General features: G+C 68.2%; 11 protein-coding genes and 1 riboswitch. Of the genes, 2 read left to right on the top strand and 9 right to left on the bottom strand.

What is annotated here, in order from left to right; translation table 11 throughout:
* Positions 1-63: 63 nt before the first annotated feature.
* The 7 genes from IPK85_23850 to IPK85_23820 all read right to left on the bottom strand — a co-directional run bounded on the left by IPK85_23850 (position 64) and on the right by IPK85_23820 (position 9,774).
* A complete protein-coding gene (locus IPK85_23850) occupies positions 64-2,115 on the bottom strand; it encodes a TonB-dependent receptor plug domain-containing protein (GenBank protein ID MBK8250402.1) in 2,052 nt (683 codons plus the stop codon).
* 60 nt (positions 2,116-2,175) lie between these two features.
* Positions 2,176-2,281: riboswitch (TPP riboswitch) on the bottom strand.
* 81 nt (positions 2,282-2,362) lie between these two features.
* Positions 2,363-3,634: an MgtC/SapB family protein gene (locus IPK85_23845; protein MBK8250401.1), complete on the bottom strand. Its 1,272-nt coding sequence runs from the start codon at positions 3,632-3,634 to the stop codon at positions 2,363-2,365.
* Positions 3,635-3,774: 140 nt separating this feature from the next.
* The gene (locus tag IPK85_23840; protein ID MBK8250400.1) at positions 3,775-4,824 is read right to left on the bottom strand and encodes a hypothetical protein; all 1,050 of its coding nucleotides are present in this window, start codon (positions 4,822-4,824) and stop codon (positions 3,775-3,777) included.
* Between the two features lie 89 nt (positions 4,825-4,913).
* Positions 4,914-6,983, bottom strand: coding sequence for a S9 family peptidase (locus IPK85_23835; protein ID MBK8250399.1), 2,070 nt, complete (start codon positions 6,981-6,983; stop codon positions 4,914-4,916).
* Between the two features lie 82 nt (positions 6,984-7,065).
* Positions 7,066-8,220: an ankyrin repeat domain-containing protein gene (locus IPK85_23830; GenBank protein MBK8250398.1), complete on the bottom strand. Its 1,155-nt coding sequence runs from the start codon at positions 8,218-8,220 to the stop codon at positions 7,066-7,068.
* 73 nt (positions 8,221-8,293) lie between these two features.
* The gene (locus IPK85_23825; GenBank protein MBK8250397.1) at positions 8,294-8,800 is read right to left on the bottom strand and encodes a hypothetical protein; all 507 of its coding nucleotides are present in this window, start codon (positions 8,798-8,800) and stop codon (positions 8,294-8,296) included.
* Between the two features lie 152 nt (positions 8,801-8,952).
* Positions 8,953-9,774: a dienelactone hydrolase family protein gene (locus tag IPK85_23820; GenBank protein MBK8250396.1), complete on the bottom strand. Its 822-nt coding sequence runs from the start codon at positions 9,772-9,774 to the stop codon at positions 8,953-8,955.
* Positions 9,775-9,902: 128 nt separating this feature from the next.
* Between IPK85_23820 and IPK85_23815 the strand changes: the two genes are divergently transcribed.
* Both IPK85_23815 and IPK85_23810 read left to right on the top strand, forming a co-directional pair.
* Positions 9,903-10,811 (top strand): nuclear transport factor 2 family protein, encoded by a 909-nt coding sequence (locus IPK85_23815; GenBank protein ID MBK8250395.1) that lies wholly within the window; start codon positions 9,903-9,905, stop codon positions 10,809-10,811.
* 45 nt (positions 10,812-10,856) lie between these two features.
* Entirely contained in the window at positions 10,857-11,984 is a 1,128-nt protein-coding gene (locus tag IPK85_23810; protein ID MBK8250394.1) for an aromatic ring-hydroxylating dioxygenase subunit alpha, read from the top strand.
* Positions 11,985-12,002: 18 nt separating this feature from the next.
* Here IPK85_23810 and IPK85_23805 read toward each other — a convergent pair whose 3' ends face one another.
* Positions 12,003-12,785, bottom strand: a complete 783-nt coding sequence (locus IPK85_23805; protein MBK8250393.1) for a 1,4-dihydroxy-6-naphthoate synthase — start codon at positions 12,783-12,785, stop codon at positions 12,003-12,005.
* Positions 12,778-13,341: a futalosine hydrolase gene (locus IPK85_23800; GenBank protein MBK8250392.1), complete on the bottom strand. Its 564-nt coding sequence runs from the start codon at positions 13,339-13,341 to the stop codon at positions 12,778-12,780. Before IPK85_23800 ends, IPK85_23805 begins: the two co-directional genes overlap by 8 nt.
* Positions 13,342-13,389 lie beyond the last annotated feature (48 nt).

The raw sequence follows: 13,389 nt of genomic DNA, 5'->3' as shown, positions 1-13,389 counted from the left end.
GTGTCTCATCTTTTGCGTCCAACGATCCCCAGATGAGCGCCAACCAATCGGACAGGCCCGGCCTCAGCGCGTGGCGCCGGACCACTGGCGTCCCATCGTCACGAAGACCGCGCGCGCCGGCAAGACGAAGAATCGCGCAACCCCATCGGACCCCACCGCGCCACTGCCGAACCCCTCGTGCGCCCCGATGTTGGTGCCTCGCAGCGCGACGGACCAATCGCGATGACGGAGGTGGAGGCTCAGGTCCATGACATAGAACCCGGGGAGTCGGCGATCCGCGCGACCCGTGTTGTCGAGGAAGGCCCGCGACTGGTACCTGCCCTCCCAGCTCAGGTCGACGCCGTCACGGAGGGTGGCGCGCATGGACTGCGTGCTCGTCCAGACAGGCGACAGCAGCGGCGCAACGTTCCGGCGCGTTTCCGGTGTTCCCGAGGAAGAGTCCGTGAACGAGCGTAACCGATGGTGCGCCCAGCTGGCGTTCCCGCCCACCACGAGCCGCTCGTGCAATCGATGAGAGGCATCTACTTCCACCCCCCGTCGAACGCTCGCCCCGACATTGCGGCGCAGGACGAGGCCGGACGCCGTTGGCGCACCAATGCGCGCGATGTCGTTCCGGAACTGCATCGCATAGAGTCCCGCCGTCAGATGGCCGCGGGCGCTGGAGCGCGTGACCCCGGACTCGAGGTCCGTGACCTCCTCCGGGCGCACCCGGCCGAAATCGCCCAACAGCTGAACGTTGCCGGCGTTCAGATCGTCCTCGCCGGCCAGAAGGTCATTGCGCGCCGGCTCGCGGCTCGCCCGACCCAGCGAGACGAACGCCGAGACTCCCGGGCGAAGGGCCGCCGTCACCCCGACCTTCGGGTTCAGGAAGGTCCACACCTGGCTGCGCCCGCCGATTCCCGCGCCCGGATCCGGTGTGTAGGCAAACCGTGCCCACCGTGCCTGGAGGTCCCCGAACCACCGCACGCGTCCAGACCCAACCGACGCCTTGGCAAAGGCACTCACATCGTCCTTGTGGCCGGTGTTGTCGTAGAACTGGGTCGCAGGCTCGAGGTACGCCCGATGATCCCGCGCATACGTGTTCGCGTTGACGCCCACATGCCATTGCCACGTGCCCCGCGTCGTACTCCACGCACTGGTCACCCCGTACCACCAGTGCTGCAAGTTGTAGCGATAGCGATCCGGCAAGGCGAAATAGTCGTAGCTCCCCTCCGCTGAGTTCCGGTAGAGCGTGGTGCTCCAGGCACTGGCTGGGGACAGGATACGCGTGTGCGACAGGGCCACCATCTGCTGCGTGAACCGGTCCCGTTCCGACGGGTCCAGGGGATTGAAGCGCCGGTCGGCCGCCAGTTCGCTGCGTGTCGCCCCAACGTACGACAGCGTGTCGGCGAAGCGGCCGGCCAGCAGCGTGAGCTTGACCAGGTCGCGGTCCCCGAACCATCCCGCGCCGAGCAACGCAGATCGACCGTCAACGCCACTATGCCGACGGTACCCATCGGTGCGCACCGTCCCCACGCGCCCGTACGCCGCCAAGCGGCTTGGTCGCAGCCCGGTGTGGAACGCGGCGCTCATCCGCCGCGCGCCCCATGAGCCAACCTGCACCTGCCCATCCCCACCGGCCCCAGCGGTGGCCAGGGGCATCGTCTCGATGTTGACCGACCCGGCAAACGATGCCGTGCCTGCCGAGCTGGTGCCCACGCCACGTTGGACCTGGATCGACTGCACGCTGGACATCAGGTCCGCGAAGTTCGCGAAATACAACACCTGGTCCTCCGGGTCGTTCAACGGCACGCCGTCGAGCGTGATGTTGATTCGTGTCTGGTCCATGCCGCGCAGGCGGAGGTAGGAGTACCCCCACGCCGTCCCCGTCTCCGTATGCGCGGTGACGGACGGCACCGCTCCCTGCAGCAGCAGGGGCGCCTCCTGGCCCAGGTGACGCGCAAGTATGGTCGCCCGGTCCAGCGTCCGTTCCGCGATGGGGGCCCGAACGCCACCGCGAATCGCACGCACGAGGACCCCCTCGAGTCGTCCGGTATCCGCGCGGGCGAGGCTGTCGCGTGACGCCGCCTGCGATGACAGCGCGAGTGGCGAAGCGAGACCGATGGCAAAGGCCATCGTGGTGATCCGAACGCGCGATGGACGCGCGATGCTGCGCCATGGGCGCGCGTGCCTGCTCGAGAACATCGTTGGACTCCCTACGCCGGTACGAACCGGATCAGGTTCTACGGGACTCTCTCAGCCGAACGCGCACTCGCCGCGTTGGGCACCCCGGTCATGTGCGGCGGATCTTAGTGGAGGGCGAACGCCCGCGTAAGGGCAGGCGCAGGGAAGTCGCCCGGCGTCCGAGCGGCCTCACACGTGTCTACGGAACGACGACCAGTGCCGCAACCAGAGCGGCAACGACGAGACCGAGGGCGAGCGTGACGCGCTGGCGGAACGCACCCCGGCCAAGGGTGGCCGCAACACCCAACTTGAACAGCGTCGTGCCGAGGACGCCTACCACGACCACCGTCGGAAGGCTCGACGCCGCCGCGCCATTCATCGTACCGTCCTGTCGCGCTGCCGAAATGGTCAACGCGTCGATGTCCGTCATCCCGAGGAAGAACCCGATGACATAGAGACCGGCCGCGCCGAAATAGTGGGAGGCCGCGTGGATCGCGTACATCGCGACCTGGTAAATCGCCGCCAACTGGAGGGCAGGACCCACATGCATCGGATTCCTCCCCTCGTGCTCGTCACCCTCGGCAGCCGGCGTGCGGTGCAAGGTGAACCAGAGCGCCAGGAGGATGAGGACGAACGGAAGGGCCAGTCGCATGGCCACCCGTGTCCCGAGCCCCGGGTTCAGCACCAGGGCGGTGAGGGCCACGCGAGGAAACACCGCAGCGTTCGCTGCGATGGCCCCACTCGCGAGGGCGGATGCAATCGCCGGTTGGGCTCGCGCCACCCGCGCATACGAAAGCGTCACACTGGTCGACGAAATCAGCCCCCCCAGGAGCCCGGCGAGCGTGTATCCATTCCGGTTGCCCACGCGACGACGTGCCACATACCCGGCAAACTCGAGTCCGGTGATAAGCAGCACCACGAGCCACAGCTCCCGCGGACGGATGCCCACACCAGGCCCAAAGGGACCGGCGGGCAGGAGTGGCAACACGACCGCTGCCATCACCGCGAAGCGCACCCCCGACCGGAACTCACGGTCGTCCACCCGCTCCACCCACCCGTGGAGGCGCGTCTTCTCCATCAGCAGCAGGACCGTCGCTGCCGAAATCGCGCTTCCTAACGCCGCCTTGCCAACGCCCACGAGGAATCCGGCGGCGAGCACCACGAGCGCCGCGACCTCGGTCGTGCCATCGACATCACGCCGGCTCGCCCCGACATAGGCCGCCGCGATGAGGAGTGCAGCCCCGCCCAGCAAGACTGCGGCGGGCAGGGCGAAGCCGTCTCGCCAGAGCACTCCCGTGACCCCGGCGAGCGTCCCCAGGAGTGTGAACGTCCGGAGCCCGGCGAAGTGCTCCCCGCCTTGACCGTCATGCGTTCCACCGACGGCGTGCCCCGATCGCTGGCGCTCCAAACCCACGGCCCCGCCACACAGGGCGGAGACGATCAGGGCGATGGCATTGGCGTTCCATTCCATGCAGGTGCCTCCCTTGGGAGGGTAGGCCCCCGCCCGTCAGGAGGCGTCGGGGACATTCAGGGTCCGCGTCCTCCGACCCCTGACGACTCCCGCCCCCCTGTTTCGCCCATCCCGGAGACCGAGCGGGGGCGAGAACCGCGCTACCGGCTCCCCCAGTTGACCAGGGGAAGTACACGTCGACCCGCCGGATTCCCCTTGGCGATGTTCACCACCCCCAGCTGCACACCGTGAAGAGTGCGGGCGTAGTTCACCAGTCCGATCGTGAGCCCGCGTTGGTGCCCCTGGATGTAGTTGAACGAGCTGATCCCCACGCCGCGCAACGTTCCGCCGTCGACGACACGCACCGTGCCGGCCGAGGCCATCAAACCACGAAGCTCGTGTCCCCCGACGCCAAGTCCCGCAACGGCGATCCCCGAGATCCTCGGCGCACCCACACCAAGCCCCGCCACGGCAAGGCGGTTGATGGACCCGCCGGCCCCAATACCGAGCCCCGCCACCGCAATCCCCGTCAGGTTGCCTCCTGCACCAATGCCGCCTAACGACAGAGCCAGCCCCCGCAGGTTCCCACCGGCCCCCGTCCCCAACCCGCTGATCGCGATCCCCGTGAGGTTGCCACCAACACCCGCGCCCAGGCCACCGACGAACAGCCCGCGCCCGTTGCCGCCAACGCCGGCACCCAGCCCGCCCACAAAGAGGCCGCGGGCGTTGCCGCCGGCCCCAGCGCCCAGCAGGCCGAGCGCGGCCCCCTCGATGTTCCCACCCGCCCCCACCCCCAAACCACCGATAGCTATCCCGCGCACCGACCCACCGGCGCCCGCGCCCAATCCCCCAAGGAAGATCCCTTCGAGGTCGCCGCCGGCGCCAACGCCAAGGGCACCCATCCCAAGCCCCTTCATCCGACCGGTCGCACCCACACCAAAAGCCCCGAGCGCCAGTCCGGTGATGTCGCGGCCGCCGGTGGCCGGCAAGCCAAGGGCAATGCCGGTGATGTCGCCTTCGCCCCCGTCCTTCGGCGACCAGAGGGTGATGTTCACCCCATCGACCCGCTCAAGGCGCGTGTCGCGGAAGTTGATGCGCAGCCCCGACACGCCGCGACTGTCACCGATCGAGATGCCGCGAGGCAGCTCTCGATCGCGTTCCTGGCCAGCGCCGGGGCGCGATAAGAGCAGCAGGGGGAGAACCGCAGCCACAAGAGTCGGGCCGCGCAAACGGAAGGCATATGAAGGGCGCATGCCCCGACTACCCGTCGGGGCCACGCCGGGTTTCAGCGACCGGGGACCTACTGCGTCGCCCCGCCTTTGAGGTACTGGTCCAGCCACTTCAGCTCGTTCATCGCCCGGTGCACCTGGTTCCACGAGCCGGTGATGCCATGCGCCATTCCCGCGTACTGGATCATCTTGGCCGGCACCCCGTTCTTCTTGAGCGCCACGTACATCTGCTCGGCCTCCGAGTACGGCACCCGTTGGTCAACCTCCCCGTGGACAAAGAGGGTCGGGGCCTTCACCCGTCCGGCATACGTCAGCGGCGACTGCCGCATCATTACCTCGCGCGCCATCTCTTCCCACGGCGCACCAAAGAACTCGGTCTCCTTGGTTCGTGCGATGTCGGCCGTGCCGTAGTCGCTGACCCAGTTCACGATCCCTGCCCCCGGAATCGCCGCGGCAAACCGGTCCGGGTACTGCGTGATCAGCCAGTTCGTCATGAAGCCGCCATACGAGTGCCCGATCGTCGCCACGCGCGATCGATCGATGGGATACGCCGCAATGGCATGATCGACGCCCGCCATCACGTCCTCCCCGTCGCGATCCCCCCATGCACCCCACGTACCCCAGAGGAAGTTCTCGCCGTATCCCGTGGAACTGCGAAAGTTGACCTTGAGCACGAAGTACCCGTTGGCCGCGAAATACTGGCTCTTGAAGTCGAACGCGTATCCGTCGGCCGAGTGCGGCCCGCCATGGTTGCTCACAACCAGCGGGTATCGTACGCCACCCGGGCGATACCCATGCGGGTACATGAGCCATCCCTCCACGGGAGTCCCGTCCTTGCTCTTGAATTGCAGCCGTTCCGCCCGGCTCAGGGCGACCTCGGTGGTGAACGCCGCATGGAGGTCGGTCAGCCGTCGCTCGCCGGTGCCGTCGATGCGCGCCACGTACACGTCGGCGGGCGCCTCGATCTTCCCCACCGTGTAGGCAATAGTCGTGTAGCGTCGATCGAAGGTGATTGCGTTGATGCGACGCTCGCCCATCGTAACCTGCTCCACCGTGCCCGACTCCACGCCCGCGCGAAAGAGGTGCGTGCTGCCGCCAACGCCCCCCATGAAATAGACGGAGCGCCCGTCCGGACTCCATGAGGGCTGCGTCGGGAGGTAGTCCCAGTCCGCCGTCAGGACCCGCTCCGGACCTCCGTCCGTGGCACGCACCACCAGGTCAGTCGCCCCGCCGTGATTCAAGCGCCGCGTGATCACCGCATCCGTCGTAAGCTGCTTCGTGTAGAGCACCCACCGACCATCCGGCGAGAACGACGCCCCGGTGTGCGCGAACGACGGATCATTGGTCAACGTTCGCACCGTGCCGTCCGTCGCAACCACGTACACCGCCGCGCCACCATACTTTCGCTCGTTGCGATACGCGGTATCTGCTGTGAACACGAGGTGGGTCCCCGCACGGTTCCATTGCAAACCAACCGGGCGCAGGCCAAGGCGTGTCAGCTGGCGTTCACCGTCCGGCCCGGCGAGAAACACCTCCTGCGGCGGAGTGACGAGCGGATCCGTACGGTTCGGGACCGGAAACGGCTGGCCATCACGTTGAAAGTCGAGCCAGTCAAACTGGACCCCCTTGAAGCGCTCTTCGTGCCGCCGTTCGAAGTCCGACGCAAAGACGCGCTCACGACGGGCGGGAGCGACCGCACGCAGGATGGCGGTGAGTCCTCCCGCGGGCGAAGGCAGCGTCAGCTCACCGCCCCCGCCCGCCCGACGCGGTGCCGGACGCGCCCCCTCAACGGCGGCGCCTGGGTTGGCAGGGTCCACCGTCCAACCGCGATTGTCAGCCCCGAACCGAAGCTTGCCGTCATCCGTCCACTGCACTCCGTCCGCATCGACCCCCACAGGCGACACCCGCTGTGCGGCGCGCGAGCCCTCGCTCGACACGAGCCACACCTCGCGCGGCTCCGCGTTGGTCGCCTCGACGCGGCTCGCCACCGTAAAGGCCACCCACCGCGCATCGGGAGAAAGCACCGGGGAACCAACCGTCTGCAGCCGATAATAATCCTCAATGCGCAGGGCGCGACCCTGCGCCATCGCCGCCGAAGCGGCGACGAGCGAAACAACGAGGTTTGTGAAGCGACGCGCCATGGCGGACACTCTCGGTCGAGGGCACCGCGAAGGTGCGCCCGCATCCAGCGGGACGCAACCGCTGACGCCCTGGGCCACCCCCTCAGGTCCGCGCGCCGTGGGTCCTCAGGAGCTCCGCAACGTCTGCCTGCGCGGCGTGTTCGGCCCAGCCAAGCGGCGTGCCCTGCCACAGGGTATCCCGGATGTCGAGCCGGGCCCCGTGACGCATCAGCACCGACACGACCTCACGGTGACCGGCCAACGCCCCGTGGTGCAGCGGCGTGGCATGGGCATGCATACCGTCAGGATTGAGCCGATTCGGATCCTCACCAGCTTCCAGCAGCAGGTCAACGACTTCGGCATGTCCGAGTTGGGCTGCGAAAGCCAGGGCGCGGTGGCGTTCGTCGGGCGTGGACACGGAGAGGTCACGGCGCACCACGTCTGTCTGGCCGAGTGCGGCCGCGACATCGAGGCCTTGCACCTGTGCACCATGACGCACCAGTGCCTCAGCAACCTCGCGATAGCCGAAGACCAGCGCCGTCCGCAAGGGGGATCCCCAGGTCCTGCCACCCACGGGCTCGACACTGGCCCCGTGCGCCACCAGCGTGTCGACGAGCGCGACATGCACCCCTGCCCCGGCGGGGTGCGCACTGGAGACGAGCATCGCCATCACCCCGCAGCGATCGCCGTACAGGCCGGCGGTCGCGTTCGGGTCTGCCCCACGCTCCAGGAGCAACGAGGCGATGGCAGGCGCGTTAGGCGGCGTTCGCTGGTTCACCCCTTCCACGCCATTGGCGGCCACATAGTGCAGCAGTGTCGCTTCGTGCACCGACGGATCGTGGCAGGTGCGGCGGCACGAACGCGCACGAACCAGCGATGGCTCACGATCGAGCAAGGCCGTGAGGCGCTCGAGCTCGCCACCGATGACCGCCTGGACCGCATCCTCGAAACGATGCGTGCAGGACGTCGGGTCAGCGACCGCCGTCACGTGCTCGACCAGGGAGGGCCAATCCAGGAAGCTGTAGGCGCGGGCTGTCGCGAGGCGCGCGTCCTCGAGGTCGAACGGTGATGACGCGACCTCCTCTCGCGTGAGGTCCCTCGGTTTCCACGTCACGACCTCATCGAGAAAGCGCGGATGCGTCCGGTGTACGGCGTCCAACACCTCGGGCACCGCCGCCTGAAACCCCGCCAGCAGTGATTCTGCCTGCTGTCGGTACGCGTCAATCGGGGCATCCCATGCCACGGGCACGAATTCCATGTCCGGAAGTTCCGCCGCCCTCCCCACACGACAAGGGGGGGGGGGAGCCAGCGCTCCCCCACAAAGCCTATCGTTACTTCAGGCGTGCCCGCACGAACTCCTTGTCTGCCTCTGGAATCGCCGGGGACTGGAGGAGCGACTGCACCCGTTCGATCCGTGCCGGAACCAGTTCCCCGCGCTTGAGCTGCTGCCAGAGCACCGCGGACTCGAACGACGCCCGCAGCTGCATCGAGGGATCACCGAAGGCAGCGGCGTGGTCCGCCAGTTCATCGAGCTGGACGGCGGCCTTCGTCTTCTCGTCGGCATACAGGTAGTTCAGGGCCAGTCGCCACATCGCCGTGCCAGCAAACGCCCGCGCGTCGCGTTGCTCCGCGATCAACCCCTGATAGATGCGACGGGCCTCCATTCCCTTCCCTGCCTGCCACGCGACATCGGCGCGCGCGAGGGCGTCGGCCACACGGACCGGGTCCAGACGGATGACCGGGGGTGGGGTGACGGCGCGCGACGCGCGATACGCCTGCGCATGGCTGGACAGCGGGCAAACGACGATCGTGGCGGCGAGCAGCATGGTGGTACGCATGACGGTATCCTCCGGGAGAATGTCGCAACCGAGTTCCTGGTTACGCCGGGTGGGACACCGTCGGGTCGTGCGCCGTTCAGCCGGGTGGGACGAACCGTACGTCCTGCGTGACCTGCAGTGTAGGGTTGGGGATCCGGCCGGTTCCCGCCTGCCTAACGAAAGACCTCGGTGAGCATCTTGCGCAGGGCATCCCAGGACTGCGTGTCCACCGCCGCGTCGTAGTGCAACCCGGGCACTCCGGCGCTGTCCGCCCGCGGGTTGGTAAAGGCGTGCATGGCGGCAGGATATGTCACCACCTCCACCTGCGCGCCGGCCTTGCGCATGGCGGACGCAAAGGCGTCGACCTGGGTGGCCGGCACCATCGGATCCGCGCCACCAGTCATGATCAACATCCGGGCCTTCACGCTCCCGGAATCGACCGCGGCTTCTGGCGGAATTGCGCCATGGAATGAGCCGACGGCAACCAACGGCTCACCGGCACGCGCCATACTCAGCACCACCATCCCCCCAAAGCAGTAGCCGATCGCCGCCACCTGCGTGGAGTCCACCCGGGGATCGCGGCGCAGCTCGGCCAGCGCCGCCCGAAATCGCCCGACCATCCGCGCCTGGTCACTCACTGCCTGCATCATGAACGCGTTGGCCGAGTCGGGATGCGTTGTGTTCTTCCCTTCGCCATACATGTCCAGCGCGAGCCCAACGTATCCGGCCTCCGCCAGACGCCGTGCCTGGGCGCGGGCGTGTTCGTTGTGCCCCCACCACTCGTGCACCACGAGCACCCCCGGTCGCTTGCGCGACGTGTCCCCTGGGGCCGCCATGAAACCCCTCAGGGTGGTCCCGTCCGCGGAGTACACCACGTCCTGTTCAGCTATGGAGGCGGCAGCAGCTGGGGAGTCCACGGCGGGTTCGCCGCGACCTGGGGAACATGCCGTCGCAGCGACGGAGGCGGTGGCGACGGCGATCAGCAAGGAACGCATGACACAGGGGCAGTGAGTGAGGCGCTGAAATTGGAGTCGCGCGGCGCCGCGTGCCAGTCGACACCGCGGACGGAGCACCTCGTCCCACCGGGCCGGTCACCGGCACTCAGGCGCGACAGATTCCCAGCATGCCGAACTCCATGTCCCAGTACCTGATCCTCTTCGCCGGCCTCGTCATGCTGGCGAGCCCAGCCGCCGGCCAGGCCCCTCGCGACGCCCGCGATGCGGTTGAGGAGTTGCTCGCCACCGACCGCCGCTTCTCCGCCGACGCTGCGCAGCTGGGGATTCCTGAGGCCCTCGGGGCGATGTTCGCACCGGACGTCTCGATGCAGGCGCCGCAGGGCTTCGTGAATGGACGCGACGCCGTGTTGGGCGCACTCCGCGCGGCCACGAGCAACCAGGGGGGGTCGCTCACCTGGGAACCCATCCGGGGAGGCATTTCCGCCGATGGGCAGCAGGGCTTCACGTTCGGCTACATGACGCACCACAAGCCTGGTGCGGCCGCCACCCCGCTCAAGTACATGTCGTATTGGGTGAAGCGCGCAGGGCAGTGGCGGGTTGCGGTCTACAAGCGCAGTGCCGCTTCCGGCGGGACGGCGTCCCGATCCCTGATGGCCCCGTCCCTTCCTCCACGGTGGGGCGTGGCGCTGGCCAACGCCGCCACGGCGGCCCGGGACCTTGCTGGCGCCGAATCCGCGTTCAGCGACCTCGCGGCGAAGGTCGGGCTTCAGGAAGCGTTCCGGCAATACGGCACGCCCGACGCGGTGAACATGGGGGGAGGCGCATCCCCCGAGTTTGTGGTAGGCGCCGAAGCCATCGCCGCTCAGGTGGGCCAGGGCGAGACGCCCGGGATGGGCAGCGCGCTCCGGTGGGGGTCCGACCGCGTCATCGTGGCAACGTCCGGTGACCTCGGCATCTCCATTGGGACCATCGTCGCGCCACCGCGAGCCCAGGGTGGCCCACCCGCGCGGATCCCCTTCTTCACCATCTGGCGCCGGGCAAGCGCCGGCGATCCGTGGCGATACATCGCCGAGTGATCCTGGACCCACGCGCGGTCCCCGTCGTGCCGGTAGACTTCGGGCATGACGGCTCAACACGCACGGACCGAGCTGGACGATGCCGACCTCGCGGTCGTTCCCGTCGAGCGCTCGGAAACCATCCCCTCCAAGTGGTACACCGCACCCGATTTTCACGCGGTGGACCGAGACGCGGTCTTCGCCCGAAGCTGGCAGGGCGTCGGCCACACGAGCATGCTCGCCAACCCCGGGGACTACTTCCTCGCGACCGTCGCCGACAACCCGGTCATCGTGTTGCGCGATCGCGAGGGCACGATCCGCGCGTTCTACAACGTGTGCAGGCACCGCGGCGGCCCGCTGGCCCTCGAACCGTCGGGCTGCGTCAGGGCGTTGACCTGCAAGTACCACGGGTGGACCTACCTGCTTGACGGCACCCTCCGCGGTGTCCCCCAGTTCGACCGCACCGAGCTGTTCGACAAGCGCGACTATGGGCTGGTCCCGGTGGCCGTGGACACCTGGCAGGGATTCCTGTTCGTGTGCCTGGAGCCGGAGCGGGTCCCTTCCCTGTCGACGGTGATGGCGGGAATCGCCGAGCGCATCGCGCCCATCACACTGGAGCAGCATCGCCTGGTGCATCGGGTGGACTACGACGTGCCCGCGAACTGGAAGGTCTACGTCGACAACTACCTCGAGGGCTACCACATCCCGCACGTCCATCCCGAGCTGAACAAGGCGCTGGACTACCTGTCGTACGTCACGGAAGTCGGGCCGTGGCACACCCTGCAGCACTCGCCCCTGGTGGGCGACAACATCTACACGAGTGAAGCCGGCGCGGAGGCGTTCTACTACTGGGTCTATCCCAACCTCATGTTCAATATCCTGCCGCATCGCGTGCAGGTGAACCTGGTCCTCCCCGACGGGCCGGATCGCTGTCGTGTCATCTTTTGGTACTACTACACCGACCCCGACGCCCCGGGACGCGCCGCCCAGATCCAGCGCGACATCGACTACAGTGACATGGTCCAGCGCGAGGATCGGGAGATCTGTGAACGCGTGCAGGCAGGATTGCGTTCACGCGCCTATGATCGCGGACGGTTTTCCGTCGAGATGGAGTCGGGCGTCTACCACTTCCAGCGCCTGCTGAAGTCGGCCTACCGCCACTGGCGGGACGCGGCTGGAGCGAGCGATCGTTAGGCGCTCCGCCGCCACCGCCTACGCGGAGGCCACCAGTCGCGCGATGGCGCGCTGGCCGTCGGCCCCAAGGTCCAGGCTGTGGGCATTGACGTACAGGCGAATGTGCTGGTCGCACACCTCGTCCGACATCTCCTGAGCATGCGCCCGTACGTACTCCCGACTGGCCGCCGGGTGGTCGAAGGCGTACTGGACCGAGGCCCGGATGGCCTCTTCCACCGACAGGAGCAACTCCTCTGGCAGGTCCGCCCGCCCACAGATTCCGGCGAGCGGAACGGGCAGCGACGTCTCCCGCTCCCACCACGCGCCCAGATCCGCCACCTGAACCAGGCCGTGGTCCGCATAGGTAAATCGGCTTTCGTGGATGATGAGTCCGGCGTCGACCTCTCCACGCGCCACCGCACCGAGGATTCGGTCGTAGCGCATCTCCCGCACCTCTCCAACCGGCGGAGCGGCGAGCCGCAACAGCCGGTACGCGGTCGTCTCCTTCCCCGGGATCGCCAGGCGCCCGGCAACCGCCTCCTCGAGGGAGCAGGCCACCCGCGCCACCACGAGCGGACCCACACCGTGCCCTAACGCGGCGCCGCTGCGGAGCAGGCGGTACCGATCGCCGACCGCGGCAAAGGCCCCGACGCTCAGCTTGGTCAGGTCAAACGCCGCGTCGTGTGCCCGCCGGTTGAGTTCCTCGATGTCGAGCAGCACGGGCCGCACGCGAAAGGGCGCTTCTACCAGTCCGTGCGCCAACGCGTGAAAGGCGAACGTGTCGTTGGGGCACGGCGAATAGCCAAACGTGAGCTCACGCACGGGCGATCGCCTCCACCAGGCGAGGCGTGGCGGACGTGATGGCGGCCAACGCTTTGTCAAACTGCCAGAGGGCGCGATCCTCGTCCTCGACCATGTTGGAGATCGCCCGCACCTCGATTGCGGGGACCCCGGCGAGCTGTGCGGCACGCAAGACGGCGAATCCCTCCATGGCCTCCACCGGCGTTGCACACCCACCGATCCGCGCGCTGGTCCCTATGACGGTCTCAGCCGTGCCGGGCAGTGCCGTGCGGACCGCAGCAAGGAGCGTGGGATCTGGCACCAGCTCGTGCGGCGCCCACTCCGGCCCCACGCCGAGGTCGGCATAGACTGATGCGGTCCCGATGACCAGCGCGCCAATCGGGATACCCGCCGCGCGGCGCGCCCCCGCGATGCCGACGTGGAGGAGGGCTCGCACCTGACCGCCGGCGAGCGCGGCAGCGGTACACGCCGCGGCCTCGACGGGACCAACTCCGCATTGCAGCGTCCGCCATCCACCGGCGGTCGCCAGCTCGCGCGGGGTTGCGGCGACGACCAGGATCTCATCGACACGGATCATCGCCACTCCAACGGCGAGGCGGGCCGGCGCCAGGGGAGCGACGCGCCG

The sequence above is a fragment of the Gemmatimonadota bacterium genome (assembly GCA_016712265.1).
Lineage (GTDB): Bacteria > Gemmatimonadota > Gemmatimonadetes > Gemmatimonadales > Gemmatimonadaceae > RBC101.
Note: the sequence above shows the minus strand (reverse complement) of the source record. Positions and strands in the feature narration are given on the sequence as shown.

Bases quoted from the DNA above. Each gene is read 5' to 3' on its own strand.
- IPK85_23850 (MBK8250402.1), bottom strand. From the start codon at position 2,115: ATGGCCTTTGCCATCGGTCTCGCTTCGCCACTCGCGCTGTCATCGCAG.
- IPK85_23845 (MBK8250401.1), bottom strand. From the start codon at position 3,634: ATGGAATGGAACGCCAATGCCATCGCCCTGATCGTCTCCGCCCTGTGT.
- IPK85_23835 (MBK8250399.1), bottom strand. From the start codon at position 6,983: ATGGCGCGTCGCTTCACAAACCTCGTTGTTTCGCTCGTCGCCGCTTCG.
- IPK85_23830 (MBK8250398.1), bottom strand. From the start codon at position 8,220: ATGGAATTCGTGCCCGTGGCATGGGATGCCCCGATTGACGCGTACCGA.
- IPK85_23825 (MBK8250397.1), bottom strand. From the start codon at position 8,800: ATGCGTACCACCATGCTGCTCGCCGCCACGATCGTCGTTTGCCCGCTG.
- IPK85_23820 (MBK8250396.1), bottom strand. From the start codon at position 9,774: ATGCGTTCCTTGCTGATCGCCGTCGCCACCGCCTCCGTCGCTGCGACG.
- IPK85_23815 (MBK8250395.1), top strand. From the start codon at position 9,903: ATGCCGAACTCCATGTCCCAGTACCTGATCCTCTTCGCCGGCCTCGTC.
- IPK85_23810 (MBK8250394.1), top strand. From the start codon at position 10,857: ATGACGGCTCAACACGCACGGACCGAGCTGGACGATGCCGACCTCGCG.
- IPK85_23800 (MBK8250392.1), bottom strand. From the start codon at position 13,341: ATGATCCGTGTCGATGAGATCCTGGTCGTCGCCGCAACCCCGCGCGAG.